Source organism: Sphingobium sp. B11D3B (genome assembly GCF_025961735.1).
Lineage (GTDB): Bacteria > Pseudomonadota > Alphaproteobacteria > Sphingomonadales > Sphingomonadaceae > Sphingobium.
In genome coordinates this window covers 2,728,009-2,753,474 of record NZ_JAOQOF010000001.1, presented here as the reverse complement: position 1 = coordinate 2,753,474, position 25,466 = coordinate 2,728,009, and the positions used below count along the sequence as shown (strand labels likewise).

Genomic DNA, 25,466 nt, shown 5'->3' with positions numbered 1-25,466 from the left:
ATTCGGCTCGCAACAGGGCCTTATCGGGCTATTACGGAAAGAAAGTCGCAGCCATGTCGGACCGTCAGGACGTCTACGCGCAGATCGCAGCGCAGATCGAACCCTTCAACAAGAAGGGCGTCGCCTTGAGCGACAGCACCACCTTCGCTGGCGACCTGGAGTGGGACAGCCTCACCGTCATGGATTTCGTCGCCGCGATCGAGGACGAGTTCGAGATCATCATCACCATGAACATGCAGGCGGAGATCGAGACGGTCGGCCAGCTCGTCGATGCGGTGATGAAGCTGAAGGCGGAGGGCTGAGGCCATGGCGAGCGTGATCGACGGGGCGGAAACCACCATGCGTGTGGCGGAGGCCGACAAGGACCTGTTCTCCAAGTTCGATCCCCTGATCGCCGAGCGCGAGGCGCTGCTGGCGACCGGCGTGCGCGATCCCTTCGCCATCGTGATGGACGAAGTGAAGTCGCCCACGCTTGCGGTGATCAAGGGCAAGGAGACGATCCTGCTCGGCACCTATAATTATATGGGCATGACCTTCGACCCGGACGTGGTCGCGGCGGGCAAGAAGGCGCTGGACGAGTTCGGATCGGGCACCACCGGCAGCCGCGTGCTCAACGGCACCTACCAGACCCACAAGGCCTGCGAGGATGCGCTCAAGGACTTCTATGGCACCAAGCACGCCATGGTGTTCTCGACCGGCTATCAGGCCAATCTCGGCATGATCTCCACGCTGGCGGGCAAGGGCGATTATATCGTGCTGGATGCCGACAGCCATGCCAGCATCTATGATGGCTGCGCGCTCGGCAATGCCGAGATCGTGCGCTTCCGCCACAACAGCGTGGAGGATCTGGACAAGCGCCTCGGGCGCCTGCCGGCCGATGCGCTCAAGCTGGTCGTGCTGGAGGGCGTCTATTCGATGCTCGGCGACGTCGCCCCGCTGCCGGACATGGTTGCCGCAATCCGCAAGCACCCCAATTGCATGATCCTCGTCGATGAAGCGCATGGCATGGGCTTCTTCGGCCCCAATGGCCGTGGCGTCTATGAGGAGCAGGGCGTCGAGAAGGAGATCGATTTCGTCGTCGGCACCTTCTCCAAGTCGGTCGGCACGGTCGGCGGCTTCTGCGTCTCGGACCATCCCAAGTTCGATGTAATGCGCCTCGTTTGCCGGCCTTATGTGTTCACCGCCTCGCTGCCGCCGAGCGTCGTCGCCACCGCCGCGACCTCAATCCGCAAGCTGATGCACGCCAGCGAGAAGCGCGCGCATCTGTGGGAGAACAGCCGCCGCCTGCACAAGGGGCTGATCGATCTCGGCTTCACGCTTGGCACCAAGACGCCGCAGTCCGCGATCATCGCCGTCATCCTCACCGACCAGACCCAGGCCGTGGCGATGTGGCAGGCGCTGCTGGAACTGGGGCTCTATGTGAACATGGCCCGTCCGCCCGCGACACCGGCCGGCACCTTCCTGCTGCGCTGTTCGCTCTGCGCCGAGCATTCGAGCGAGCAGGTCGGCCAGATCCTCGAGATGTTCGCCACGGCGGGCCGGATGACGGGCGCCATCGCTGGCTGATCGACCGGCCGGGCCTGTGTGATGGCCCGGTCAACCCGCCCGCTTATCGCACGACCGGGCGCCTTCCCGGCTCCGGCTGGCGCGTGGCGCTATGATCTGGCGGGCGTCCATACACTCTAAGGTTGCGGCGCGGGCGCATCCCGCTTACGGCCTTGCCGTGTCCGGACCTTCCGGCCGGGCCACCTGAACCGGCTCAAGGAACCTGCGGACTCTCATGCTGACCGCTCTGGACCGCTACATGGCGAGGCTGATCGCGGTCCCGCTTTTCGCAAGCCTCATCGTTGCGGCGATGCTTCTGGTGCTGGACCGGATGCAGCGGCTGTTCGTCTTCGTCGCGACCGAGGGCGGTCCGGTGAGCGTGGTGTGGCGGATGCTCGCCAATCTCCTGCCCGAATATCTCGGCCTTGGCATTCCCATCGGCCTCATGCTCGGCATCCTGCTCGCCTTCCGCAAGCTGGCTCTGTCCTCGGAGCTCGATATTCTGCGCGGCGTCGGCCTCTCCTATACGAAACTGCTCAAAGTGCCGTATATGTATGCCATTGCGCTGGCGATCCTGAACCTGACCATTGTCGGCTTCATCCAGCCGGACAGTAAATATGCCTATGAGCGGCTGCGGTTCGAGCTGCGCTCGGGCGCGCTGGGCGCATCCATCAAGGTCGGCGAGTTCACCAAGCTGGGCGATGGCATCACCATCCGCATCGAGGAGAGCGAGGACGAAGGCAAGAAGCTGAGCGGCATCTTCGCGCGCATGGATAGCGACGGCGGCCAGTCGCTGGCGGTCACGGCGGCGCGCGGCCAGTTCCTGGCGACCGACGACCCCGATACGATCATCATGCGCCTCACAGATGGCGTGCTGGTGCATAATTCGCCCAGCTTCACCGAGCCGCGCATCCTCTCCTTCTCCAACCACGATCTGCCGATCTCGCTACCGAAGATCGAGGAGTTCCGTACGCGCGGCGATGGCGATGTGGAGCTGAGCCTGCCGGAGCTGTTCCGCGCCGGCCTCACCCGCGATACGGCGCTCGGCCGGGCGCAGGCCTGGTCGAACTTCAATTTCCGCGTGGTGGAAGTGGCGATGATGATGTTGCTGCCGCTCGCGGCGATTGCCTTCGCGATCCCGCCGAAACGCTCAACCTCCGCGCTCGGCGTCTTCCTGTCGATCGTCTTCATCGTCACCTATCACAAGATCAACCAGACGATGCAGTCGCTGGGCGCACTGGGCCGGATCGATCCGTTCCTCGGCCTGTGGGGACCGTTCCTCATTTTCGCCGGGATCATCGCCTGGCTCTATTATCAGACCGCCTATGTGCCCGGCGGCCAGCCCATCGGCGCGCTGGATCGTCAGTTCGCCAAGCTGCTCGGCCTGTTCAAGTCGCTGCTCAAATGGTTCGGCGACCGGCGTTACCGCAAGGCACATCGGGGATAGGCCATGCTGCTCAACTTCTTCCCTTCCCGCGCGCTGGCGCTGTATCTGGGCAAGACCTTCCTGCTGCGTTGCCTGGCGATGCTGGCGATGCTGGTGCTGATCCTGCAGATGCTCGATCTGCTGAGCGAGGCCGGCAAGGTGCTGGCCTATCCCGGCAATGGCGATGCGCAGCTATGGCAATATGTCAGCCTGCGCGCGCCGCAGATCATCTCCCGCTTCCTGCCCTTCTCGGTGCTGCTCGGCACGCTGATCACGCTGGCGACGCTCAATGCCAATAGCGAGGTGGTGGCGATGAAGTCCGGCGGGCTTTCGGCCCACCAGATTCTCGCGCCGCTCATTCTGGCCAGTCTTGCCGTGGCTGCGATCAGCTATGTGTTCAACGAACGCGTGGTCGTGCGCGCCACCGCGACGCTCACCGCCTGGGAAGCCGCGAAGTTCGGCCCAATCCCTTCGGACCCCGGGGTCAAGGGCAATGTCTGGGTGCGGCACGAGGATGATCTCATCCGGGCCGGGACGATCACCGGTCGCGGCAATGCCGTGCGGCTGCAGGACGTGAACGTCTATGACCGGCATAACAATGCCCTGATCTCGATCGTCTATGCCAAGCACGGGCGCTTTACCCCAGATGGCTGGCTGCTTGAGGATATCCGCGTGTTCGATGTCGTGCGCGGGGTCAGCCGCCATGTCGACCGGATGGTGGTCGGCAAGGGGGTTACGCCAGACCAGTTCACGCTCTCTTCGGTGGACCCGGATGCCATGTCCCTTGCCGACCTGAGCGAGGCGATCGATACCTTGCGCGAGGCGGGGCGCCCGGTGGCATCGCTCGAAGGGTCGCTCTGGCACAAGATCAGCGGGCCTTTGTCGGCATTGCTCATGCCGTTGCTGGGCTCCGTCGCCGCTTTTGGTATTGCACGCTCCGGCAAGCTGTTCGTGCGCGCGGTGATCGGCATGGCGTTGGGCTTCGCCTTCTTCGTGGCCGATAATTTCGCGCTCTCCATGGGCAATCTGGGGGTGTACCCCCCGATGCTGGCGGCCTGGGCGCCGTTCCTGCTCTTTCTGGTGGTCGGCGAAGCGGTGTTGATTACCACGGAGGAATAGCGCTCTGCCCGGATGGGCGGGGCGGTACCTTCGATACGCCGCTTCGACAGGCTCAGCAGCTACTCAGGACGAACGGAGGTAGGTCCTTTGCAGTCCGCTTGCAGGAAAGAGTGGCACCGTCACTGTTTTCCCAACCTCGGAATTTGTCCACGCCGCCTAACCTTCCGTTCGTGTCGAGCCCTTCGACTGCCCGCAGGGCGGGCGCTCAGGATAAACTTCAGCCGAAGGCGGAAGTCGAGACACGTCGTGCGCAATGCTTCTCGACTTCGCTCGAAGCGAACGGAGGGGTGGTGCAATGGAACGGGTCATGGCTGGCCGCTCCCCTTCCGGCCCGCCCCTTTGCATCTCCGCATACGCATCTGCCTGACGGCTCACTACAGGTGGCTGTTCGATCAGGCCCCTCGATCATCCGCCGGGGGCTGGCGCCCCGCTCGCCTACAATAGAAGAAACCCTCCGCCCGGGGGAGCGAAGGGTTTCCATATTCCCTGTTGGGGATGCTGACCCCCGGCACGATGGGGACTCTATGGTGCCGGGGGTCAACCGGGCCGGCGAGTGTGGACCAGTACCCTCGCCGTCCGATCTTAGGTGCTGCCCTTAGCGGAGCAGGCTGAGCACGCCCTGCTGGCTCTGGTTCGCCTGAGCGAGCATCGCCGTGGAGGCCTGGCTGAGGATCTGGTTCTTGGCGAGCGCCGTCGATTCCTCGGAGAAGTCGGCGTCTTCGATCCGCGAACGGGCGTCGGACAGGTTGGTGATCGTGGTGGTCAGGTTGCTGGCAGCCGATTCGAGACGGCTCTGCGTGGCACCGAGATTGGCACGGCCGGTAGCAACCGCTTCGATCGCCGTGTCGATGGCGGTCATCGCTGCACCGATCGTCGTGCCGGCGCCGCCGATGTTCGGTGCGGCGGTGGCGAGCGCGGTGAGCGCCGTCGTCACGGTCGAGGTGTCAACCGAGACAGTGTCGGTCGAGCCGGTGCCGACCTGGATCGAGGTGGCCGTCGCGCTGAACAGGGCCACGCCGTTGAACTCCTGACCCTGCACCTTGGCGATCTGGTCGGTCAGCGCGGTGACTTCCGCCTGCAGATTGTCACGAGCGGCGGTGTCGTTGGTGCCGTTCTTCGCCTGCACAGCCAGTTCCTTCATGCGGACCAGCATGTTGGAGATGTCGCCCAGCGCGCCTTCAGCGGTCTGCGCCAGCGAGAGGCCATCATTGGCGTTGCGGCGTGCGGCAGCGAGGCCACGGACTTCGGCGGTCATCTTGGTGGCGATGGCGAGGCCGGCGGCGTCGTCCTTCGCGGTGTTGATGCGCTTGCCGGAGGACAGGCGCTCCATGGCCTGCGACAGGCCCTGATTCGCAGCGGCCGAGGCATTCTGGGCCCGAATCGCGGACACGTTGGATGCAATAACAGTCATGTGGTTTCCTTTCCCGCTTCACTGAGGGTCGCTGCCCTTTGGCGGTGGCGGCCTCGAAACCACAGAACGGATAAGGCCTCAGGAGCTTTAGGTGACCGTCTCAAATTTCCCGAAATCACCAATTAATATAATGAAATAAAACGATATATTTTGCAACAAAGTGCGGCGGGATGGTTCGTCGAGAGGGAGAGCGGAGGCTCTGCACGTCAAGCGCGACATGATTTTCGCGCCTTCAGACGGTCGGCAAAATCCTGCCGCACTGCGGCAATGGTTCGCCGTCGTTAACCGAATGCTAAGCATTTTTTATCACTTTTAACGGGCAAGACGGGGGTGGCTCGCAAGAGCCCGGACTGGACCAAAACGGGGGCTTACGCATGTTGCATGTCGACATGAGTCAGCGCGTACAGCGGCTGTTGCCGGATCTGGATGCGTGGCTCGATACTGCCTGCTTTTCTGTACGAACGGTGGGTGCGGACACGCCGCGTGGTAAATCGGTTCAGCGCATTCTCCTCGCCGAGGAAATTGCCGATGCAACCTGTCGCGACCTGCTGATCGAGTGGCGCGAGGGTGCGCCGCGCTTCATGCCCGCCTCCAATGGCTTCCCCGCCCGCATTGCCTTCGGTGCGCAGGACAAGGCGATGGCTTTTGCCCTGATCGCCGAACTGCTCCGCCCGGCGCGGATGCCGGCGGTGGGTGATGAGAGCAGCGCCATGCTGATGCGCCTCGCCCAGCGGATCGCCGCCAGCGATGCGACGGTGCTCGTTCAGGGCGAGACCGGCACAGGCAAGGAGGGCATTGCGCGCTTCCTTCATGATATGAGCCCGCGCGCCGACAAGGATTTCATCGCCGTCAATTGCGCGGCGCTGCCGGAAACCATGATGGAAGCCATGCTCTTCGGCCATAAGAAGGGCAGCTTCACCGGTGCTGGCGCGTCGTCCGACGGTCTGTTCCTCGCTGCCAATGGCGGCACGCTGTTCCTCGACGAAATCGCCGAACTGCCGCTGGCCCTGCAGGCCAAGCTGTTGCGCGCGCTGCAGGAAGGCGAAGTGCTTCCCGTCGGCGCGACGCATCCGGTCCCGGTCGATGTGCGCGTCGTCGCCGCCTGCAACCGCGATCTTTCGGCGGAGGCCGATGCCGGTCGGTTCCGTGCGGACCTTTACTGGCGGCTCAATGTGATGCCGCTGCACCTGAGCGCGCTCGCAAGCCGTCCGGGTGACATTCCGGCGATCACCGCTTCGTTTCTGCTGCGTCATCAGGGCGGCCAGTCCGGCTTTGCCTGGCCGACGCCCGCTGCCCTGGGGCATCTCGCCGCGCACAGTTGGCCGGGCAATGCCCGTGAGTTGGGCAATGTCCTGCAGCGGGCCATCGTGCTGCGGGAAGGCGACCAGATCGACGTGAGCGATCTCAGCCTTGCCGGCAACGCCATGCCCGCGCCCGTTCCGGCCGAGCCCGCGCCGCTGCCGGCCCGCGCTCGTCTTCAGGATGTTGCCCGCGCCTCGGCGATGGACGCCATTCGCCTCGCTCTGCGCGATACCGGCGGGCATCGCGCCCGCGCGGCGCGCATCCTTGGCATTTCCGAACGTACCCTGCGCTACCGTCTCGCTGAAATGCGTGACCTCGCGCTGGCTAGCTGAGCGCAGGAGGCATCATCATGTCGGGACTTTCGGTCGATAGCGTGCTGGCCCTGCGCCAGAGCATTCTCCAGCGTAACTCCGCGATTCAGGACGCCGCGAAAAGCGCCGCCGGTGCCGCGACCGGCGGCGCGCCCGCCAGCAGCCATGCGGGTGGCGCCGATTTCGCGGACGCCATGCGCAGCGCCATCGAGGGCGTGAACAAGCTGCAGACCCAGTCGAGCGACGCGACCGCCGCTTATGAGCGCGGCGAGACCACGGACATCGCGGCCGTGATGCTGACGCGCCAGCAGGCGTCGGTGGGCTTCGAGACGACCCTGCAGGTCCGCAACAAACTCCTGTCCGCCTACAAGGACATCATGAGCATGCCGGTGTAATGAGATGAGCGACGCGAACATCACCACCACCACTGGCAACCCGGCGGCGATGCAGCCCGGATTGCCCGCCCTCTCCGGGTCTGGCGCGGGCTTTGCGGCCGGCGCGCAGGGCATGAAGCTGCGCCTCACCGGCCTGCTCCAGCAGCCCGCCGTGCAGCGCAGCCTGCCGATGATCGGCCTGATCACCGTTGCCGCGCTCGCCGCGCTGGCCTGGCTGGCGCTGCGCGAACCGCCGCAGCGCGACCTGTTCCGGGGCTTGCCCGAGGCCGACCAGGCCGCCGTGGCCGAGGCGCTGGGCAAGAGCGGCATCGCCTATAATTTCGATCAGACGAGCGGTGCGATCACCGTCGCCGAGACCGATTATTTCAACGCCAAGATGAAGCTCGCCGCCGAGGGCCTGCCCCGCAGCGCGCCGACCGGCGACACGCTGATCGACTCCATGCCGATGGGCGCGAGCCGCGCCGTCGAGGGCGAGAAGCTGCGCAGCGCGCGCGAGATGGATCTGGCCCGCACCATCGAGGCGATCGACGCGGTCACCAAGGCGCGGGTCCACCTCGCGGTCGAGGCGCCGAGCATCTTCCTGCGCGAGCGCTCCCGCCCGACGGCATCCGTGATGCTGCAGCTGGCCAATGGTCGCTCGCTGTCCGAAGGGCAGGTCGAGGCCATCGTGCATCTGGTCGCCTCCTCCGTGGGCGACATGGCGCCGGAATCGGTGTCGGTCGTCGATCAGAATGGCCGCCTGCTCAGTAATGCGACCGGGGCCGGCGCGGAGACGGATCGGCAGATCCAGATCCAGAGCCGCATCGAAGATCGCTACCGTCAGGCTGTGACTGCGCTGCTCACGCCGATCATCGGTGCCGGCAAGTTCTCGACCGAGGTGCATGCCGAGGTGAACTTCGCCGAGCGGCAGGCCACGCGCGAAACCTATCCGCAGGACGAAGCCCGGCTGCGTGCCGAAACCGGCAGTTGGAACACGGATGCGCAGGGCAATGCGAATGCCGCACCCGGCGGCATCCCCGGCGCGCTGCAGCCCAATCCGCCGGTCAATCCCGCCGATCCGGGCGGACCGCCGCCGACACAGGCGCAGGCCCAGGCCAACGCCATGCAAACGCCGCCCGCACCCGGCATGCCGCCGTTCAAGACGACCGAGACGTTCAACCGCAGCTTCGAGCTGGGCCGCGAAGTCTCCGTGACGCGGGACGCCGTGGGCACCGTGCAGCGCCTGTCCATCGCCGTCGCGCTGGATCAGGGCACCGATGGCAAGCCGCGCACCCCGCAGGAGATTGCCGCGCTCGAGGCGCTGGTCAAAGGCGCGATCGGCTTCGACCAGGCGCGCGGTGACGTGGTGGCGATTTCCTCGCGCAAGTTCGCCGAAGCCGCCGGGGACGCCGCGACCGATGCGACGCCCTGGTATCAGGAAGCGTGGGTGGCGATGCTCGCCCGCAACGTCTCGGCCCTGCTCGTCGCGCTGCTGCTGCTGGTCGGCATCGGCCGTCCGCTGCTCAAGCGCTGGTCCGCCGCGCAGGCGGAGCGTCAGGTGCTCGATGCGCAGATCGGCCAGCAGATCGGCACGGAAATCCAGGCCGAGATCGGCCGGGCCTCGGCGGCGGTGCATGACCCCGCTCAGCCCGTGACCCTCGATATGATCAGCGCCACGCATGACTATAGCGATCGCGCCACGCTGATCCGCAACTTTGTGAAGCAGGACCCCGATCGCGCGGCGCTCGTCGTTCGCGATCTCCTCAAGGATGGAGTGAAGGCCGATGGCTGAGGTCGAAGCCGCTCGCCCGCTCACCGGCAGCGCCGCTGCCGCCGTGCTGCTGATGCTCTTCGAGGAAGACGAAGCCGCGCAGATCCTCTCCCGGCTGGAGCCGGACGAGGTGCGCCAGCTCGGCTACGCCATGTATGACGTCGCCGATGTCGAGGTGGACGAGGTGAACGCCGCGCTGGACCAGTTCGTCTCCAAGGCGCGGGGCCGCACCACCATCGGCTACGGCGCCACCCAGCATATCCGCGGCGCCATGCACAAGGCGCTCGGGCCCGACCGCGCGGACAATATGCTCGCGCGGATCACGCCGCCAACGCGCTCGACCAAGCTCTCGATGCTCAAATGGATGGAGCCGGCTGAGATCGCCGCGATTATCGAGCCCGAGCATCCGCAGATCATGGCCATCGTGCTGGCCCATCTGGACCCCGCCGTGGCGGCCGCGACCCTGCAGCTGCTGCCGGCCGAGGTGCAGGACGATGTCGTCTATCGCGTCGCCACGCTCGGCCCGGTGAGCACCGAGGCGCTGGACGAGCTGGAGCAGCTCATTGCCTCGCGCCCGGCGCAGGGCCGCTCCTCCGCTGGCACCACCAAGCGCGGTGGCACCAGCGAGGCCGCCGCGATCATGAACAACATCCGCAAGGATCATGAGCAGCGCATCATCAAGGCGCTGAACAAGCGCGACCGCAATGTCGCCCAGCTCATCGAGGATGAGATGTTCGTCTTCGAGAATCTGCAGGCCCTGTCGGACAAGGATCTCGGCACGCTCATGCGGGCGGTGGACAACGCCATTCTCGTCGTCGCGCTCAAGGGGGCGAGCGACACGCTGCGCACGCGCATCCTGGGCTGCATGTCGCAGCGCGCCGCCCAGTCCATTCAGGACGAGATGGACGAGCGCGGCCCGATGCGCCTTGCCGAAGTGATGGAAGCGCAAAAGGCGATCATCGCCGAGGCGCGCCGCATGGGCGAGGAAGGGGCGATCATGCTGGGCGGAAAGGGCGACGACTATGTCTAGGATCTGGTCGGCCGATACCGTCAGTGGCGCCGCGCCGCTGGAGAGCTGGGGCAATTTCGGCAGCGTCGGGCGCGATGGCAGGGGCTTTCGCCACCTCTATGCCGAGGAGCAGGGCCATCGGGCCTGGAATATGACCTTTCCCGGCGGAAGCGGGCCCGGCGGCGACTATGATGAAACGCTGGCCGCTCAGGCGCCGGTCGACCCCATTGAGGAAGCCGCGCGCGATGCCTTCGTGCAGGGCTTTCAGGAAGGCGAGCGCATCACGCGCGAAGCCGCCGAGCAGGACGATGCGGCGCGGCGGGAGTTGGCTGCCGCTGTTCTGGCGCTCGGAAAAGTGGATGAAGGCGCCTTCGCCACGCTGCTCTCCCAGGCGGTCATCCGTCTGGTCGGCCAGATCGTGGGTGAAGTGCCGATCGATGCCGATGTGCTCCGGGCGCGCTGCGAGGCAGTCGCCGCCTGCATCGACACCGAGGATGCCAAGGCCCGGCTGGAGGTCAACCCCGAGGATCTGCCGCTGCTGCAGGCCGAGCCGCTGCGCTTCTCGCTGGCGGCCAGCGCCGATGTGCCGCGCGGATCGGTCCGTCTCGCCACGGCGGAGGGCTGGATCGAGGATGGCCCGGACGTGCGCCTCGCGCGCCTCAAGGCGCTGATGGATGATATGGAGGGCCGACTGTGATCCAGGCGGAACTCGCCCGCGCCACGCGCTTGCTCGATCATATGCAGGTGCCCAATCAGGCGCCGCGCCATGTCGGCCGGCTGGTTGGCCATGATGGCGGGATGCTCGAAGTGACCGGCTTCTCCCGCCCCATCGGCGCCGGCGCGCGCATTCGTGCAGCCGATGGCATGTCGGTGCGCGCCGAGGTCGTTGGCTTCCGGGGCAGCCGCGCCGTGCTGGTGCCGCTGGATCAGGATGCGCCGCTGGAAAATGGCGCGCGCGTCGAGCCAGACAGCGCCGCCAATATGGTGCAGGTCGGCGAGGGGCTGATCGGCCGCGTCATCGATGCGATGGGCCAGCCGCTCGATCGCAAGGGCCCGGTGCTTGCCAATGGCCAGTGGCCGCTGGCTGGCGTGCGCGGCAATGTGCTGGATCGCGGCCGGGTGCTTGAGCGGTTCGATCTCGGCGTCCGCGCCGTGAATGCCTTGCTCACGGCCGGGCGCGGCCAGCGTATCGCCATCATGGCCGGTTCGGGCGTCGGTAAATCGGTGCTGATGGGCCAGATGATCGCCGGGGCCGAGGCGGATGTGATCGTCACCGGTCTCATCGGCGAGCGCGGCCGCGAGGTCAGCGACTTCCTCGAGACCAAGATCGGCGGCGCGCTCATGAACAAGAGCGTCGTGGTTGCCGTTCCGGCCGATCATCCGCCGGTGCTGCGCCTGCGCGCGGCTGCCCGGGCGACCGCCATCGCCGAATATTTCCGCGCGCGGGGCAAGCAGGTGCTGCTGCTCATCGACAGTCTTACCCGCTGCGCCCATGCCCAGCGCGAGATCGGCCTGTCGCTGGGCGAGCCGCCGGCGATGAAGGGCTATCCGCCCTCGGCGCTGTCGCTCATCCCCCGCCTTGTCGAGCGGGCGGGCGTGGACAGCCGCTCGGGCGGGTCGATCACCGCGATCTACACTGTGCTGGCCGACGGCGACGATACCGACGATCCCATCGTCGATACCGCCCGCGCTATTGTCGACGGGCACATCGTGCTCTCGCGGCATCTTTCAGAGCAAAGCATTTTCCCGGCTATCGACGTCGGGCGTTCGCTCTCGCGCGTGATGGCGGACATCGTGGATGACGAGCATCTGCGCGCCGCCGCCAATTATCGGCGGCTGTGGGCGGCCTATGAGGAAAATCGCGATCTCATCCTGATGGGCGCCTATCGCCCCGGCAACGATCCGACCATCGATGAGGCCGTGGAACGCCGGCAGCAGTTGCTGGGCTTCCTGCGCCAGAGCAGCAAGTCCACGATTGACGTCGACACCAGCGCCGCGGCGCTGATCGCGGAGTTCGGCGCATGAGCCGCATGGTCGCCGCGCGCAAGCGCCTCGTCCGGGTGCGGGACGTGCAGCACAATCAGGCCGTCGCCGCGCTCACGCTTGCGCAGGATGAGGCGAGCCAGATCGCCAGCAATGCCCGCCGCATCGCGCAGGTGCGCGAGGAGCTGTGCGGCCAGAGCGGGCAGCAAATCGGCGGACTCTTCGCTGCGCGGCGCGAACTCGCCAGCCGCCTGGAGCGCGCCGGCCGGCAGCTCGATGGCGCGCTGTTCGACGCCAATCGGCGGATCGACGCGCGCGATGCGGAACGGGTGGTGGCGGATCGTGAACGCGAAATCGCCGAGCGGCTCAAGGACAAGGCCAAAGCGGCACGGGAAGCACTGCGCGAAGCCCGGCTGGCCGCGCAGCCGCGCGTCCGGCGGATGCAGAACAGGGGACTGGAAGAATGATCAACATCACGTCGCTCTTCAGCATGATGACGGGGCGCGCTCCGGCTGCCGATGCGAAGGCCGGGGAGCCGGGCCTCGCCACGGGCGGGCAGTTCGCTGCGCTTGTCGAGCTGGCTGCGCTGAACGGCAATGCTCCGGCGGCCGGGGGCGCGGGCCTCAGCCTTGTCGTCGACAATGACGGGACTGCCACGACCGGACCGGCCGGTGCCCCGGACGAAGGCTTCAGCGCCGATATCCTCGCGCTGGTCGGCGGCGAAAAGCTGGCTTTGACAGCGCCCGATCGGTTCGCGAGCCAGCCCCAGCAGGCTGTGACCGTCGCGGCTCAGCTGCAGGCGCAGCAGGCCCAGCAGGGCGCTGCGACAGCGCAGCCGCCCCAGGATGCTGCCCTGGCGTTGACCGAAGGCGAGCCGAATGCAGACGCCGAGGCCGGTGACACGGCCGCGACGGATGATGGCGCCACCAACGCTGCGGCGCCCGCGCAGCCGCTGCAGGCACAGGTCATTCCCTTCCCGCTCGCGCCCGGTATGCCGGCCATGGCTGCCCATGTTGCCGCCGGCACCGGGCCCAAGGGAGGCCGTGCCGCCGCTTCAACGCAGGATGGCGCGACCGTGGCCGCTGGTGTGGCGGCGCTCGCTGCCCCCAAGGCCGATGGGGCGGACTCTCCAAAGGCGGAGGGTGCCAGCCTGGCAGATGCTCTGGCGGCGCAGGGCGCAACGACCGGCAAGGCCGCGGCGCCGGCTCCAGACACGGCCCAGCGCTTCGTGATCGACTTGCCGGTCGGAATCTCGGCCGAGAGCGGCGCCGTCAGCAGCAGTGGCGGCGCAGGACAGGCAGCGCCTTCGGCAGCCTCGGCGCTGGGCGCACAGGTTATCGACATGGGCGTCTCGGGCCAGTGGATCGATCGGCTGGCGCGGGAAATTGCCGGGCTGGCGGAAGGCGGCGGGCATAGCCGCTTCTCGCTCAATCCGCCGCATCTGGGCCGGCTTGAAGTCGACGTGTTCCAGGGCGCCGGCGCCATGGACATCCGCCTGACGGCCGAAACGGACGAAGCCGCACGGCGCCTTAACGAAGGGCGCGGCACGCTGCAGGCCGATGCACGCCTGGCCTCCCTGCATCTCGGGCAGATCACGGTCGAGAAGGCCGGCCCCTCCTCGGATACCGCGCGCGATCAGGGTCAGGCGCAAAGCCAGGCCCAAAATCAGGCGCAAAATCAAGCTCAGGGCCAGGCCCAGCGCGATCTGGCGAGCCAGATGCAGCAGCAGGGGCGCGGACAGGATGGCGATCGCGGGACATCGTTCCCGCGCGTCGCCGGGGAACAATCTCGCCAGCCCGATGAGAGCAGGGTCGCCGCGCGCGACAGTGCCGACGGGCATGTGCGCTTTGCTTAAGGGGATCGATTGATGAGTGATGCACCGGACGCCGGCGCCGCCAAGAAGAAGGGCGGCGGCAAGAAGAAGCTGATCATCATCCTGGGCGCCGTGGCGCTGCTGGGTGGCGGTGGCGCGGCCGCGGGGTTCTTCGCCGCTGGCTCCATGCACAAGGAAAGCGGGCCGGCGGAAGATGCCTTTCGCCCGCAGCTGGTGCTGACCGGCGAGAAGCCCGAGGAGGTCGCCAAGACCTGGGCTGCCAAGGCCGCCGAGCAGCACGCGCCGGAGCGCGAGGGCAAGGGCGTGGATCTGCCCCGCCCGGCCAATGCCTCGGCCTATCAGGCGACCTATTTCCAGATCCCGGCGCCGTTCACCTCAAACCTCGCGGACAGTGACTCCTTCGCGCAGGTCTCGATCGCCGTGTCGACCTATTACGACCAGCGCGTGATCGAGGCGGTGCAAGCACATGAGCTGCCGATCCGCTCGGCCATCCTGATGATGATGGCGCAGGAGCAGGAGCTCGACCTCTCGACCCCGCAGGGCAAGGAGAAGCTCCAGGCGAAACTTCTGACCGTTATTAACGATGTTTTGAAGGAAAAGACGGGCTACGGCGGCATTGATAACGTTTATTTTACCAATTTCGTTATTCAGTAGCGCCGTGTCCGACGGGGGTCGGACGGGGACAATGAACGATGAATGACGTGCAGCCTTTCGCGCTCGGGCGACAGACCAGTGAGCCGGTCGCCGCGATCAGCGGACTGGAAAAACTCGGCGAGCGGGTGAGCCGCCGGTTGCGCGCGATCATCGAGCCCTATGGCGGCGCGCGTCCGCTGGTCACCGCGCTGCCGCTCGAAGAAACCATGTTCATGATGTGGGATGCGAGCGCGCCGGAGTTCGCCAGCCTCTCGCTCTATCGCCTGCACCCCATCAAGGGGCCAGTGGTGCTGCGCATCGACGCGCCGCTGGTCTCGTTGCTGGTCGACCGCTTCTATGGCGGCAAGGGCGACCGTGCGAGCAGCGACAAGCGCGAGTTCACGCCCACGGAGACGCGGCTCGGCGCCCGGCTTGCCGATGGCATTATCGCGGCGCTGGTCGAATGCTGGGCCGAGATCGCCCCGCTGGAACCAGTGCTCATCAACCGCGAGACCAATCCGGCCCATGCCCAGCTGATGTCCGGCGAGACGGCCATCGTGGTGCAGGGGTTCGAGGTCGACATGGGCGATCATCGCCCGCGCATCATCGAGTTCATTTATCCCAAGGCCGGCTTTGGCGGGCTGGAGATCGTCGGATCGCCCAAGGCGGGGGACGAGGCCCGGCCGGCCGACCCGGTCTGGCGGGCCCGTCTCGCCACCCGGCTGGACGATGTGCGCTTCCCCGTCCGCACGGTGCTGGCGCGGCCCAATCTCAAAATGGCGGAGCTGATGTCGCTGAAGCCTGGCGACGTCATCCCCATCCACATCGCGCGGCAATTGCCGCTGCTCGTCGGGGACCGCGTATTTGCGCAGGGCACCGTGGGCGAACAGGACGGCAGTGCCGCCTTCATGATCGAAAAACTGGCCTGAGGACCAACATAATGAGCGAGATGAGCGAAACACTCCGGGCTGAGGCCGCCGCACCGGTGGACATGGGTCTGGGCCGCAACATGGCCCTGCTGGCCGATATCCCCGTCCGCATGTCCGTCGAGGTCGGCGCCACCCAGTTGCGTCTGGCCGAAATCATGAATCTGGGCGAGGGCAGCGTCGTGCAGCTCGATCGTCAGGCCGACGATCTGCTGGACATCATGGTCAACGGCACGCTGGTCGCCCGGGGCGAGGTGGTGACGGTGAACGGCCGCTATGGCGTGCGCATCGTCGAGATCGCCTCCACCGAGGCGCGCCTCGCCGGGCTCGAGCGCCGCGCATGAGCGCGCTCGCCTGGTATTTCCTCAAGCTGCTCATCATGCTGCCGCTGGTCGGCGGCATGGCCTATGGCGCGCTGTGGCTGTGGCGCAAATATCAGCCCGGCATGCTGGGCGCCGGCCAGCGCGACCGGATGGTCAAGCTGGTCGATGTGCTGCCCATGGGCACCCTCGGCAAGCTCGCGGTCGTGGAATTCGAGGGCAAGCGCCTGCTGCTCTCGGTCTCGCGCGGCAAGGTCGAGAAGATCGCGGAGAGCGAAACCCGTCATGGCTGACCCCATTCTGGCGACCACCCAAGTGCTCCTGCGCAGGCAGGAGCCCAAGGCGCAGTCGCCGTTCCTCGCCGCCCTGGGCTCCTGCCTGCGCAGGAGCACGGGTTTGCTGATCCTCCTTTGCGCTCTGCTCTTTGGCGCGCTGAGCCTCACGCAGCCCGCCTTCGCCCAAGCTGCGCCCGCCGCGCCGGCTGCACCCGCCGCCGCGCCCGCGCCGCAAGCACAGGCGCCGGCAACCGGCGCGCTGCCGCAAGGTGCCGCCGCCGCCTCGGGCGGGCTGACCCGCGCGCTCGACGATGTTTCGGGCGATGGCCGCCCGCTCTCCATCTCGCTGCAGATCCTCGTCCTGATGAGCCTGCTGACGGTGCTGCCGTCGCTGGTGCTGATGATGACCAGCTTCACGCGCATCATCATCGTGCTCTCGCTGCTCCGTCAGGCGCTCGGCCTCGCGCAGACGCCGCCGAACCAGGTGCTTGTCGGCCTCGCGCTGTTCCTCTCGCTGTTCGTGATGCGCCCGGCGATCGACCAGATCACCGCCAGCGCCTACACGCCTTATGGCGAGGGCCAGATCAGCATCGAGGAAGCGGTGAGCCGCTCAGGCAAGGTGCTGCATGGCTTCATGGCCAAGCAGACCCGCCAGAACGACCTCGCTCTGTTCCAGAACCTCGCCAACGTGCCGGCCTTCCGCTCGCCCGAGGAGATTCCCTTCTCGATCATGCTGCCGGCCTTCATCACCAGCGAGTTGAAGACCGCCTTCCAGATCGGCTTCATGATCTTCCTGCCCTTCCTCATCATCGATCTCGTCGTCGCCTCCACGCTGATGGCGCTCGGTATGATGATGCTCTCGCCGACGATCATCTCCATGCCGTTCAAGCTGCTGCTGTTCGTGCTGGTGGATGGCTGGGCGCTGACCATGGGCTCCCTCGCCGGCTCGTTCGCGACCTGAGCGGGCAGAAAAGGGAGCACATCGCATGGAAAATGGCGATTTCTTCGTCGGCCTCGCCCAGCAGGCGCTATGGGTTGCCGCGCTGGCGACCGGGCCGATCCTGATCCCGGCCCTGCTGGCGGGGGTCATCATCGGCATGATTCAGGCCGCCACCTCCATCAATGAGGCGACGCTCTCCTTCGTGCCCAAGCTCATCATCGTCGCGGTGACGCTGGCGCTGTTCGGCGGCGCGATCCTGATGCTCATCGCCGATTTCACGCGCGAGATCTTCGAGCGGATTCCGGACCTGCTCAGATGATCGCACCGGCATTTGCGGGCCTCGAGGCGCAGCTGTGGCTGTGGATGCTGGCGATGATCCGGCCCGGCGCCGCGCTGCTGGCCGCGCCGATCTTCGGTGCCGCCGCCGTGCCGGTGCAGCTGCGCATCATCCTCAGCCTCGCGATCGGCATTGCCGCGCTCAACAGCGCCCCCTTTGCGCTGCCCGAACAAGGGCTGGCGAGCATCGCCGGCATCGCGCTTGTCGCGGCGGAAGTGATCGCCGGCCTCAGCCTCGGCTTCGCCTTGCAGATCGGCTATTCGGCGGCGTTCATCGCTGGCGAGACGATCGCCAATGCCATGGGCCTGGGCTTTGCCTCCATGGTCGATCCGCTCTCCGGCCAGCCAACGCCGGTCGTCGGCCGTTTTCTCTCGATCATTGCCACCTTCCTGCTGCTCGCCATGGATGGGCATCTGCTGCTCATCCAATATGTGGTGATGAGCTACAAGGCGCTGCCGCCGGGCAATCTCATGCCGGCGAGCGCGTTCGAGAGCATCGCGCAGTTTGGCGGCACCATGTTTGCCTCGGGCGTCATCATCGCCCTGCCGGTCACCTTCACGCTCATTCTTGTCCAGCTCGTCATGGGGATGCTGGCGCGCACCGCGCCGTCGCTCAATCTCTTTGCGGTCGGCCTGCCGGCCACGCTGCTGGCTGGCCTCGTGCTGCTCGCCATCGCCGCGCCGGTCATGGGCGAGGCGATCAGCGACGCCTTGCGCCAAGGGCTCGACATGAGCCGCTTGCTGGCGGGCGGCTGAGCCATGGCGCAGGAGCCCTCCGGCGGCGGCGAAAAGACCGAGAAGCCAACAGCCAAGCGTCTGACGGACGCGGCCAGCAAGGGCGACATTCTCCAGTCCCGCGAACTCTCCACCGCCATGGTGGTGATGGCCGGCGTCGGCTGGCTCGCGATCGCCGGGCCGGCATTGATCGACGCCATCCGCCTGATGCTCGCCGAAGCCTTGCGGTTCGATCAGGGTGATATTGCGGGCTTCGCGCCGGAGCAGCGCGCCTATCATCTGCTCGCCATCATCGCGCTGCCGCTCGCGGGCGTGCTGCTGGCGACGGTCGTGGCGGCGATTGCCGCGCCTGCCGTGCTTGGCTCGCTCGGCTTCCGCACCGGCGCGCTCGTGCCCAAGCCGGAGCGGATGAACCCGATCAACGGGCTCAAGCGCATCTTCGGCATGCAGGGCATTATCGAGCTGATCAAATCGCTCGCCAAGGTGGTGCTGCTCGGCAGCATCGGCGGCGTGCTGCTGTGGCGGCAGTTCGATGCGATCCACGGCATGGCCAAGACCGGGGTGATGCCGGCGATGAGCGAGATGGGCCACATCTTCGTGGTCGTCACGCTCGCGCTCGCGGCGGCCCTGTTCCTCATCGCGGGCATCGACGTGCCGGCGCAGATCTTCCAGCGCATGAAGCGGCTCAACATGAGCAAGCAGGAAGTGAAACAGGAGCACAAGGAGACGGAAGGCTCGCCCGAACTCAAGGGCGCGATCCGCCGGCGGCAATATGAGACGCTCAACGGCTCGGTGCGCAAGGCGGTGGAAGAGGCCACGGTGGTGCTCACCAACCCGACGCACTTCGCCGTCGCGCTGCGCTATCATCCGGGGCGCGACGCGGCGCCTGTCGTGGTGGCGCGCGGTTCCGATGAAATCGCCGCGGCGATCCGCACGCTCGCGGCCGATCAGGGCCGGCCGGTGCTGCAATATCCCGAGCTCACCCGCGCCATCTACTTCACCTCGCGCGCTGGGCAGGAAGTGGACGAGCGGCTGTTCATGGCCGTCGCCGCGATCCTCGCCTTCGTCTACCGGATCGAGCACGCCATGGCGACCGAGATGGACCGTCCGCACATCGATCTGCCCGACGCGATGCGATTCGATGCGGATGGGCGCAATATCGTGAATTAAAGCTTAGCCGAACTCGTCCGTCTTTTGTTGATGGGGACACATTAGAAGGCAATGTGTCATGAACGAGTTCTTGCCCCGCGCCGGGGCTGTCACCCCGGTGACCAGCGCAACGGAGCGCAGCCCCTTGGCCGTGCCTGCCGTTTCCCAATCCCGTGCCATGCATGGCGGGGCGGAGGGCGAGACCTCCCGCGCCGCCTTGCTGCGGGATCGCGAACGCTCCGCCGCCGCTGCCGATTATGCCCGCATCCATGCCGAGATTGCCGATGTGCTGGCGCATATCCAGCCCTCCGCCCGCAATGCTGAATCGAGCGTCGAACTGGCCGACCGGGCCATCGTCGCATTGATGCCGAGCCCCGTCGTCATGCTCCCCATGCCGCCGACCGACGAGCAGATGGTCACCTTCGTCGCCAATGTGGCGCAGGCGGTGGCGCGACAGGCCGGGCTGGCTCAAGCGGCGCAGGCATCGGTCACCTCGCTCATGGTGGAAGCCGCCTCGCACTGAGGGTTCCGGCGCCAAGCGCGCCGCTGTTCGACGACTGAATGCGCCTGCCCTGATTCTTTGTCCATGGCACTAAAGCCGCGCGCGCCGCTGCCGTTCTGAAGCCTTGAAAGGACGACGGATATGGCGACGGATATTGCGAGCGCACTCGGCATCGGCTCCGGGATCAACATCACCCAGATGGTGTCCGATCTCACCAATGCCTCGTTTCAGCCGCGCCAGAGTGCCGTCCAGTCCCGGCTGGATACCGCCAGTGCCCGCGTGTCGGCGCTGGCCTCCGCCAAAAGCTCGCTCGAGACCTTCTCCAAGGCCCTGACCGACCTGCTGCAGGGCACCGGCTATCGTGGCAATCCGGTCTCCAATGATCCGACCATCGCGGCGGTCTCGCTCATTCCGGGCGGCGTGCCCAAGGGCCTCCCGGCGCAGCTTGAGGTGCGCCAGCTTGCCGCCGGGCAGGTGCTCCAGTCCGCCGCGCTGGCCGACAGCGCCGCCGTCGCCGGCACCGGCACGCTCAAGCTCACCGTGGGCAGCACCGAGACGATGATCACCGTCGGCGGCACCGGCACGCTGGCTGACCTTGCCTCGGCCATCAATGCCGCGAATGCCGGCGTGACGGCTTCGATCGTCACCGATCAGTCCGGCGCGCGCCTCGTTCTCAAGGGCGAGACCGGCACAGCCAAGGCCTTTACGCTCACCGCCGAGGCCGATGCGGATGCCAATCTCCAGCGCTTCGTCTGGGATGGCGCCGCCGGGACGCTGACGCAGAGCCAGGTCGCCGCGAATGCGCTGATCCGCATCGACAATGTCGATATGGAATTCGGCTCGAACAAGATCACCACCGCCATTCCCAATATCCAGATCGACCTCAACAAGGCGGAGCCGGGCAAGACGATCACGCTCGCCACGGACCAGCCGACCAGCACGATGAGCGATCTCGTTCGCGAGTTCGTCACCGCCTATAATCAGCTCAAGGGCGCCCTCAACGATGCGACGGTCGCGCAGGGCGATACGGCCGGCCTGCTCTCGGGCGACTTTGGCGTGCGGGATCTGTCGCGTCGTCTCGCCGGCCTCGTCTCCCAGCCGCTGACCGATAGCGGCACCTATCGCACGTTGAGCGACCTGGGCGTGCGCACCGAGCGCAACGGCACGCTCACGCTGGATACCAAGCGGCTCGAAGCGGCGCTGGCGGCTGACCCGGAAGGCGTCACCCAGATGCTCAATCCCGCCGTGCCCCGCGCGACGCAGCCGGGCATTGCCGGCGCGCTCAAGGACATCACCGATTATGTGAACGGCAGCGAAGGTCCGCTCGCCAGTTCCGCAGCCATTTACGGGAAGCAGAAGGCCGCGCTGGAGAAGGAGCTGGAGAAGCTGGGCGATCAGCGCAGCACCTACAGCACCCAGCTCACCGCGACCTACGCGAAGATGCAAACGCGCCTGCTGCAGTTCCAGGCCACGCAATCCTATCTTGAGCAGCAGGTCAAGATCTGGAGCAAGAACAACGACTAACGGTCCGGACGCAGACGCTGGACACACCAATAAGGGATACGCTGTATGTACATGGGTTCGCATCCGATGAGGCCGATGGCCGCGCTTCGCCATTATGCGGCGGTGGATAGCGGCAGCCGCGTCGAGGGCGCCACGCCGCACCAGCTCGTGCGCATCCTGTTCGACGAGCTGCTGCTCGCGCTGGATACCGCCGCACTGGCGCTCAAGGCCGGCGATCGCCACAAATGCCTGGACCGGCAGACGCGCGCGCTCGCCATTCTCCACGCGCTGGAGACGAGCCTTGATTTCGATCAGGGCGGCGAGATCGCCATCAGCCTTGCGACCATCTACCGCGAGACGCGCCGCCGGACGCTGGAGGCGACCGTCGCCAATGATCCCAGCCTGATGGAGAGCGCCCACGGCTTCATCGCGGAAATCGCATCGGCCTGGAAGCAGATCGGCTGACGGCCTAGCCGCCCCGTCCGTCGTTCCTTTCAACTCGTCCGCTTTTCCGGCATTCGTCGCAAAGCCGGGCACCGGCCGGCCCGCCATCCGTTTCTCTCCCATGCCCATCAAGGGCGAAAAGAGAGGATGGACCATGGCAAACCAGAACCAGCAGAATGATCAACAGCGCCAGCCCGGCCAGGGCGGCCAGCAGGACCAGTCCAACACGGACAAGTCCGGCCGCCAGCAGGGCGGACAGGACGATCAGAACCAGCAGGGCGGCGGTCAACGCCAGAACCAGCGCTGATCCGATCGGACATGCGAAGGTCGCCGGTGTTCCGGCGGCCTTTGTTGTGTCCACGCATTCCGCAGCATCTTCACGCCACCGCCGGATCATTTCACCGCCTTGTCCTTGACTTAGCGCCATATTGCCGATCTCCTGGGATCTGAAGGAACAGGCGGGAGCGAGTGATGCGGTCAGTTATCCTGTCGTGCATGATCCTCGCGCTGGCCGGATGCGGTAGCGATGACTCCGCCACTCCAACGCCCACGCCAACCCCCACACCGTCATCCAATCGCGCGCCTGCTTTCACGTCGCCCGCCGCCGTCTCGGTCGTCGAGAACGTCACGGCTGCTTATGCCGCCCGCGCCTCCGATCCGGATAATGATCCCGTCACGATCAGCATCGCCGGCGGTGCCGATGCAGCGCTGTTCTCGATCAACGTCACCGGCGATCTGGCCTTTCGCACCGCTCCCAACTTTGACGCGCCGGGCGATGCCAATGGCGACAATGTGTATGAGGTGGCGCTCAGCGCCAGTGACGGGCGCACGAGCGCCCAGCAGGATGTCCGGATCACGGTCACCAACGATCGGGAAGGCATTGCCGTCCGCCGCGTCGCGCAGGGCTTCAGCCAGCCGATTGCGCTGTATCGCAGTCCCGACAGTTCCTCCGTTATCTACGTCGCCGAGCGTGGCGGACGCGTCTACCGGCTGGACACCACCAACGGCTCGCGCACGCTGGCGTTGACCCTTCCCAATCTCTCGACCGATGGCGAACGCGGACTCATCGGTATGACGGTGGGGCGGAGCGGTCTCGGCAATGCGAGCGATCCGCACGCGCTCTTCCTGCTTTGGACGGACTCAGTCGGCACCATTTGGCTTACCAGCCATGCCGCTCAATCCGATGGCACATTCTCGGCGGGGAGCGCGGTCTTTTCCGCCCCCCATCCCAATTTCAGCAATCACAATGGGGGATGGGTCGATTTTGGCCCCGGCGGAGATAGTCCCGCCGGCGTGCTCTATGTCGGCCTCGGCGATGGTGGCGGAGCGGGGGATCCCAATAATAACGCCCAGAACAACGCTTCGAGCCTCGGGAAGATCATGCGTGTGGCGCGCAGCCCGGACCCCTATGCCGGTGCCTCAGTTCAGTTTTGGTCGCCAGCCACCGTCTTTGCCTCAGGCCTGCGCAATCCCTTCCGTGGCGGTCTTGAGGATTCGACCATCATCATCGGCGACGTCGGTCAGGATCAGCGCGAGGAGATCAATGTGCTGCCGATTGCAGAAGGGCCGTACAATCTCGGCTGGCCCTATCTGGAAGGCACGCTTCCCTATAAGGGCGCCGTCCCGTCGAACGTCAGTCTGACCGCGCCCAAATTGCAATATGGCCACGGGACGGGGCTGTTTCAGGGCCGGTCAGTGATCGGCGGCGTGGTCTATCGCCAGTCGATTCCTGCGCTCAATGGTCATTATCTTTTCGCCGATTTCGTCAGCGGCAATCTCTGGTCGGTCCCGTTCGACCGGCTGCGGAACGGGCCGTTGCTGGACGGTACGGGTTTCGAGAACCGCAATGCCGATTTTGTGCCGGACGTGGGCACGATTGATCAGCCCGTCGCCTTCGGCAAGGATTCCCTCGGAAACGTCTTCATCATCGATTTCGACGGCGAGATTTTCCAGATCGTCCCGGCCAGTTGATTCGCATCCGGAGGCCACCGTCTCGCCGGCAGCCCCCGTTACCACGTCAGATCACCCCAAGCGCGTCCATCGCCTCGGCCACGCGGACGAAGCCGGCGATGTTGGCGCCCAGCACATAATCGGCGGGGGCGCCATATTCCTCGGCGGTTTCCGCGCAGCGGTCGTGGATGTCGTGCATGATCGAGGCGAGGCGGCTTTCCGTCTTCTCGAAGGACCAGCTATCGCGCGAGGCGTTTTGCTGCATTTCCAGCGCTGAGGTGGCGACGCCGCCGGCGTTGGCGGCCTTGCCGGGTGCGAACAGGATGCCGGCTTCCTGGAACAACCGCACCGCATCCGGGGTGGAGGGCATGTTGGCGCCTTCGCCCACCGCGATGACGCCATTTTTGAGCAGCGTCTTGGCGTCATTGCCGGTCAGCTCGTTCTGGGTGGCGGATGGCATGGCGATGTCGCAGGGCACATCCCAAACCGAGCCGCCCTCAACATAATGGCTCTTGCCGCCCTTGAGGCGCACATAGTCGCTGATCCGGTCGCGGCGGACGAGCTTCACTTCCTTGACCAGTTCGAGGTCGATGCCGTCCTCGTCCATCACATAGCCGTTCGAGTCCGAGCAGGCCGCGATGATGCCGCCGAATTCGATGACCTTCTCCATGGTGTAGATGGCGACATTGCCCGAGCCGGACACGGTCACGCGCTTGCCATCGAAGCTCTGCTTGCGGGTCGCCAGCATCCGCTGGACGAAATAGGTCGCGCCATAGCCGGTGGCCTCCGTGCGGGCGCGCGAGCCGCCATGGAACAGCGCCTTGCCGGTCAGCACGCCAGCCTCATAGCGGTTGGTGAGCCGCTTATACTGGCCGAACATATAGCCGACCTCGCGCCCGCCCACGCCGATATCCCCGGCCGGCACGTCGGTATATTCGCCCAGATGCCGGAACAACTCAGTCATGAACGACTGGCAGAAGCGCATGATCTCACCCTGCGAGCGCTCGCGGGGGTTGAAGTCCGATCCGCCCTTGCCGCCGCCGATCGGCATGCCGGTGAGGGCGTTCTTGAAGGTCTGCTCGAAGCCGAGAAACTTGATGATGCCGACATTGACCGAGGGATGGAAGCGGATGCCGCCCTTGTAGGGCCCGAGTGCCGAGTTGAACTGGACGCGGAAGCCGCGGTTGATCTGCACCTGGCCATTATCGTCCACCCACGGCACGCGGAAGATGATCTGCCGCTCGGGCTCGCACAGCCGCTCGATCAGGGCATTGTCGAGATAATGGGGCCGCTTTGCGACGACGCGGCCGAGGCTTTCCAGCACCTCCGTCACCGCCTGATGAAATTCCGGCTCGCCGCCATTGCGGCGGATGACGTCATGCAGGACCGGGCGAAGCTTATCGTCAATTCTCAGCAATGTTTGGCCTTTCTTCTCTGGACTTAAATTTGATGGCCGGGGCTGGACGGCGCCGACACGGCGCGCGTGGGGCAGGCAGAGACGAAGCGACCGAACATTGCCGGGCCGAGCAGGACTCAGCGCGGCGAAGGCCGGCGGTCGTGCTCTGGTCAGGCCCCGGAAGGGTGGCGGAATGTGATGGGGTGGCGTGGCATCATGCTGACTTTCGGGCGTGGGGCGTGCGCGTCTGGAACGTCGCACGGCGGTTCGGC

Annotated in this window: 27 protein-coding genes; 25 read left to right on the top strand and 2 right to left on the bottom strand. The window is 66.1% G+C overall.

Translation table 11 applies throughout. The features are described from left to right. Nucleotides 1-53 precede the first annotated feature (53 nt). The 4 genes from M2333_RS12725 to lptG all read left to right on the top strand — a co-directional run bounded on the left by M2333_RS12725 (nucleotide 54) and on the right by lptG (nucleotide 4,090). Complete coding sequence (locus tag M2333_RS12725; RefSeq protein ID WP_181560908.1) at nucleotides 54-302, top strand: acyl carrier protein; 249 nt, start codon at nucleotides 54-56, stop codon at nucleotides 300-302. A gap of 4 nt (nucleotides 303-306) precedes the next feature. After that, nucleotides 307-1,566 (top strand): serine palmitoyltransferase, encoded by a 1,260-nt coding sequence (gene spt, locus M2333_RS12720; protein WP_264571525.1) that lies wholly within the window; start codon nucleotides 307-309, stop codon nucleotides 1,564-1,566. Nucleotides 1,567-1,780: 214 nt separating this feature from the next. Next, nucleotides 1,781-2,992, top strand: a complete 1,212-nt coding sequence (locus M2333_RS12715) for an LptF/LptG family permease (RefSeq protein ID WP_181560907.1) — start codon at nucleotides 1,781-1,783, stop codon at nucleotides 2,990-2,992. 3 nt (nucleotides 2,993-2,995) lie between these two features. Next, nucleotides 2,996-4,090, top strand: coding sequence for an LPS export ABC transporter permease LptG (lptG, locus tag M2333_RS12710; RefSeq protein ID WP_264612004.1), 1,095 nt, complete (start codon nucleotides 2,996-2,998; stop codon nucleotides 4,088-4,090). Nucleotides 4,091-4,685: 595 nt separating this feature from the next. Here lptG and M2333_RS12705 read toward each other — a convergent pair. Further along, nucleotides 4,686-5,501, bottom strand: coding sequence for a flagellin (locus M2333_RS12705; RefSeq protein ID WP_181560905.1), 816 nt, complete (start codon nucleotides 5,499-5,501; stop codon nucleotides 4,686-4,688). A gap of 374 nt (nucleotides 5,502-5,875) precedes the next feature. Here M2333_RS12705 and M2333_RS12700 point away from each other — a divergent pair, with 374 nt between their 5' ends. From M2333_RS12700 to M2333_RS12600, 21 genes are all read left to right on the top strand, one after another. Beyond that, nucleotides 5,876-7,135, top strand: coding sequence for a sigma-54 interaction domain-containing protein (locus M2333_RS12700; RefSeq protein WP_264612003.1), 1,260 nt, complete (start codon nucleotides 5,876-5,878; stop codon nucleotides 7,133-7,135). A gap of 17 nt (nucleotides 7,136-7,152) precedes the next feature. Next, on the top strand, nucleotides 7,153-7,509 hold the full coding sequence (gene fliE, locus M2333_RS12695) for a flagellar hook-basal body complex protein FliE (RefSeq protein WP_264612002.1): 357 nt from the start codon (nucleotides 7,153-7,155) through the stop codon (nucleotides 7,507-7,509). A gap of 4 nt (nucleotides 7,510-7,513) precedes the next feature. Further along, on the top strand, nucleotides 7,514-9,280 hold the full coding sequence (fliF, locus tag M2333_RS12690; RefSeq protein ID WP_264612001.1) for a flagellar basal-body MS-ring/collar protein FliF: 1,767 nt from the start codon (nucleotides 7,514-7,516) through the stop codon (nucleotides 9,278-9,280). Then, on the top strand, nucleotides 9,273-10,289 hold the full coding sequence (gene fliG, locus M2333_RS12685) for a flagellar motor switch protein FliG (protein ID WP_264571519.1): 1,017 nt from the start codon (nucleotides 9,273-9,275) through the stop codon (nucleotides 10,287-10,289). The genes fliF and fliG overlap by 8 nt, the downstream gene beginning before the upstream one ends. Then, nucleotides 10,282-10,965: a flagellar biosynthesis protein gene (locus tag M2333_RS12680; protein WP_264612000.1), complete on the top strand. Its 684-nt coding sequence runs from the start codon at nucleotides 10,282-10,284 to the stop codon at nucleotides 10,963-10,965. Before fliG ends, M2333_RS12680 begins: the two co-directional genes overlap by 8 nt. Beyond that, nucleotides 10,962-12,293: a FliI/YscN family ATPase gene (locus M2333_RS12675; protein WP_264574126.1), complete on the top strand. Its 1,332-nt coding sequence runs from the start codon at nucleotides 10,962-10,964 to the stop codon at nucleotides 12,291-12,293. Before M2333_RS12680 ends, M2333_RS12675 begins: the two co-directional genes overlap by 4 nt. Beyond that, complete coding sequence (locus M2333_RS12670) at nucleotides 12,290-12,718, top strand: hypothetical protein (protein ID WP_264576889.1); 429 nt, start codon at nucleotides 12,290-12,292, stop codon at nucleotides 12,716-12,718. Before M2333_RS12675 ends, M2333_RS12670 begins: the two co-directional genes overlap by 4 nt. Then, nucleotides 12,715-14,106 carry a flagellar hook-length control protein FliK gene (locus M2333_RS12665; protein WP_264611999.1) on the top strand — a complete coding sequence of 464 codons (1,392 nt, stop codon included), beginning with the start codon at nucleotides 12,715-12,717 and terminating at the stop codon, nucleotides 14,104-14,106. Before M2333_RS12670 ends, M2333_RS12665 begins: the two co-directional genes overlap by 4 nt. 12 nt (nucleotides 14,107-14,118) lie before the next feature. After that, the gene (gene fliL / locus M2333_RS12660; protein WP_264571515.1) at nucleotides 14,119-14,739 is read left to right on the top strand and encodes a flagellar basal body-associated protein FliL; all 621 of its coding nucleotides are present in this window, start codon (nucleotides 14,119-14,121) and stop codon (nucleotides 14,737-14,739) included. 38 nt (nucleotides 14,740-14,777) lie between these two features. Then, nucleotides 14,778-15,647 carry a flagellar motor switch protein FliM gene (locus tag M2333_RS12655; RefSeq protein ID WP_264611998.1) on the top strand — a complete coding sequence of 290 codons (870 nt, stop codon included), beginning with the start codon at nucleotides 14,778-14,780 and terminating at the stop codon, nucleotides 15,645-15,647. A gap of 11 nt (nucleotides 15,648-15,658) precedes the next feature. Then, nucleotides 15,659-15,988, top strand: a complete 330-nt coding sequence (gene fliN, locus M2333_RS12650; RefSeq protein WP_181560894.1) for a flagellar motor switch protein FliN — start codon at nucleotides 15,659-15,661, stop codon at nucleotides 15,986-15,988. Next, complete coding sequence (locus tag M2333_RS12645) at nucleotides 15,985-16,257, top strand: flagellar biosynthetic protein FliO (RefSeq protein ID WP_181560893.1); 273 nt, start codon at nucleotides 15,985-15,987, stop codon at nucleotides 16,255-16,257. The genes fliN and M2333_RS12645 overlap by 4 nt, the downstream gene beginning before the upstream one ends. Next, nucleotides 16,250-17,200 (top strand): flagellar type III secretion system pore protein FliP, encoded by a 951-nt coding sequence (gene fliP / locus M2333_RS12640; protein WP_413716495.1) that lies wholly within the window; start codon nucleotides 16,250-16,252, stop codon nucleotides 17,198-17,200. The genes M2333_RS12645 and fliP overlap by 8 nt, the downstream gene beginning before the upstream one ends. A gap of 25 nt (nucleotides 17,201-17,225) precedes the next feature. Further along, nucleotides 17,226-17,498, top strand: coding sequence for a flagellar biosynthesis protein FliQ (fliQ, locus tag M2333_RS12635; RefSeq protein ID WP_181560891.1), 273 nt, complete (start codon nucleotides 17,226-17,228; stop codon nucleotides 17,496-17,498). After that, a complete protein-coding gene (gene fliR, locus M2333_RS12630; RefSeq protein ID WP_181560890.1) occupies nucleotides 17,495-18,271 on the top strand; it encodes a flagellar biosynthetic protein FliR in 777 nt (258 codons plus the stop codon). Before fliQ ends, fliR begins: the two co-directional genes overlap by 4 nt. Before the next feature lie 3 nt (nucleotides 18,272-18,274). Continuing rightward, nucleotides 18,275-19,420, top strand: coding sequence for a flagellar biosynthesis protein FlhB (locus tag M2333_RS12625; protein ID WP_264611997.1), 1,146 nt, complete (start codon nucleotides 18,275-18,277; stop codon nucleotides 19,418-19,420). A 58-nt stretch (nucleotides 19,421-19,478) separates the two neighbouring features. Next, nucleotides 19,479-19,922, top strand: coding sequence for a hypothetical protein (locus M2333_RS12620; protein ID WP_181560888.1), 444 nt, complete (start codon nucleotides 19,479-19,481; stop codon nucleotides 19,920-19,922). Nucleotides 19,923-20,042: 120 nt separating this feature from the next. Next, complete coding sequence (fliD, locus tag M2333_RS12615; protein ID WP_264611996.1) at nucleotides 20,043-21,425, top strand: flagellar filament capping protein FliD; 1,383 nt, start codon at nucleotides 20,043-20,045, stop codon at nucleotides 21,423-21,425. A 75-nt stretch (nucleotides 21,426-21,500) separates the two neighbouring features. Next, the gene (fliS, locus tag M2333_RS12610) at nucleotides 21,501-21,869 is read left to right on the top strand and encodes a flagellar export chaperone FliS (RefSeq protein WP_264576883.1); all 369 of its coding nucleotides are present in this window, start codon (nucleotides 21,501-21,503) and stop codon (nucleotides 21,867-21,869) included. 133 nt (nucleotides 21,870-22,002) lie between these two features. Continuing rightward, nucleotides 22,003-22,155, top strand: a complete 153-nt coding sequence (locus M2333_RS12605) for a hypothetical protein (RefSeq protein WP_264571511.1) — start codon at nucleotides 22,003-22,005, stop codon at nucleotides 22,153-22,155. 164 nt (nucleotides 22,156-22,319) lie between these two features. Beyond that, nucleotides 22,320-23,819, top strand: coding sequence for a PQQ-dependent sugar dehydrogenase (locus tag M2333_RS12600; protein WP_264611995.1), 1,500 nt, complete (start codon nucleotides 22,320-22,322; stop codon nucleotides 23,817-23,819). A gap of 46 nt (nucleotides 23,820-23,865) precedes the next feature. Here M2333_RS12600 and gdhA read toward each other — a convergent pair whose 3' ends face one another. Further along, nucleotides 23,866-25,215, bottom strand: a complete 1,350-nt coding sequence (gene gdhA / locus M2333_RS12595) for an NADP-specific glutamate dehydrogenase (RefSeq protein ID WP_264611994.1) — start codon at nucleotides 25,213-25,215, stop codon at nucleotides 23,866-23,868. Between the last annotated feature and the right edge of the window lie 251 nt (nucleotides 25,216-25,466).

Coding starts and splice junctions, on each gene's coding strand:
- M2333_RS12725 (WP_181560908.1), top strand. CDS start 54: ATGTCGGACCGTCAGGACGTCTACGCGCAGATCGCAGCGCAGATCGAA.
- spt (WP_264571525.1), top strand. CDS start 307: ATGGCGAGCGTGATCGACGGGGCGGAAACCACCATGCGTGTGGCGGAG.
- M2333_RS12715 (WP_181560907.1), top strand. CDS start 1,781: ATGCTGACCGCTCTGGACCGCTACATGGCGAGGCTGATCGCGGTCCCG.
- lptG (WP_264612004.1), top strand. CDS start 2,996: ATGCTGCTCAACTTCTTCCCTTCCCGCGCGCTGGCGCTGTATCTGGGC.
- M2333_RS12705 (WP_181560905.1), bottom strand. CDS start 5,501: ATGACTGTTATTGCATCCAACGTGTCCGCGATTCGGGCCCAGAATGCC.
- M2333_RS12700 (WP_264612003.1), top strand. CDS start 5,876: ATGTTGCATGTCGACATGAGTCAGCGCGTACAGCGGCTGTTGCCGGAT.
- fliE (WP_264612002.1), top strand. CDS start 7,153: ATGTCGGGACTTTCGGTCGATAGCGTGCTGGCCCTGCGCCAGAGCATT.
- fliF (WP_264612001.1), top strand. CDS start 7,514: ATGAGCGACGCGAACATCACCACCACCACTGGCAACCCGGCGGCGATG.
- fliG (WP_264571519.1), top strand. CDS start 9,273: ATGGCTGAGGTCGAAGCCGCTCGCCCGCTCACCGGCAGCGCCGCTGCC.
- M2333_RS12680 (WP_264612000.1), top strand. CDS start 10,282: ATGTCTAGGATCTGGTCGGCCGATACCGTCAGTGGCGCCGCGCCGCTG.
- M2333_RS12670 (WP_264576889.1), top strand. CDS start 12,290: ATGAGCCGCATGGTCGCCGCGCGCAAGCGCCTCGTCCGGGTGCGGGAC.
- M2333_RS12665 (WP_264611999.1), top strand. CDS start 12,715: ATGATCAACATCACGTCGCTCTTCAGCATGATGACGGGGCGCGCTCCG.
- fliL (WP_264571515.1), top strand. CDS start 14,119: ATGAGTGATGCACCGGACGCCGGCGCCGCCAAGAAGAAGGGCGGCGGC.
- M2333_RS12655 (WP_264611998.1), top strand. CDS start 14,778: ATGAATGACGTGCAGCCTTTCGCGCTCGGGCGACAGACCAGTGAGCCG.
- fliN (WP_181560894.1), top strand. CDS start 15,659: ATGAGCGAGATGAGCGAAACACTCCGGGCTGAGGCCGCCGCACCGGTG.
- M2333_RS12645 (WP_181560893.1), top strand. CDS start 15,985: ATGAGCGCGCTCGCCTGGTATTTCCTCAAGCTGCTCATCATGCTGCCG.
- fliP (WP_413716495.1), top strand. CDS start 16,250: ATGGCTGACCCCATTCTGGCGACCACCCAAGTGCTCCTGCGCAGGCAG.
- fliQ (WP_181560891.1), top strand. CDS start 17,226: ATGGAAAATGGCGATTTCTTCGTCGGCCTCGCCCAGCAGGCGCTATGG.
- fliR (WP_181560890.1), top strand. CDS start 17,495: ATGATCGCACCGGCATTTGCGGGCCTCGAGGCGCAGCTGTGGCTGTGG.
- M2333_RS12625 (WP_264611997.1), top strand. CDS start 18,275: ATGGCGCAGGAGCCCTCCGGCGGCGGCGAAAAGACCGAGAAGCCAACA.
- M2333_RS12620 (WP_181560888.1), top strand. CDS start 19,479: ATGAACGAGTTCTTGCCCCGCGCCGGGGCTGTCACCCCGGTGACCAGC.
- fliD (WP_264611996.1), top strand. CDS start 20,043: ATGGCGACGGATATTGCGAGCGCACTCGGCATCGGCTCCGGGATCAAC.
- fliS (WP_264576883.1), top strand. CDS start 21,501: ATGGCCGCGCTTCGCCATTATGCGGCGGTGGATAGCGGCAGCCGCGTC.
- M2333_RS12605 (WP_264571511.1), top strand. CDS start 22,003: ATGGCAAACCAGAACCAGCAGAATGATCAACAGCGCCAGCCCGGCCAG.
- M2333_RS12600 (WP_264611995.1), top strand. CDS start 22,320: ATGCGGTCAGTTATCCTGTCGTGCATGATCCTCGCGCTGGCCGGATGC.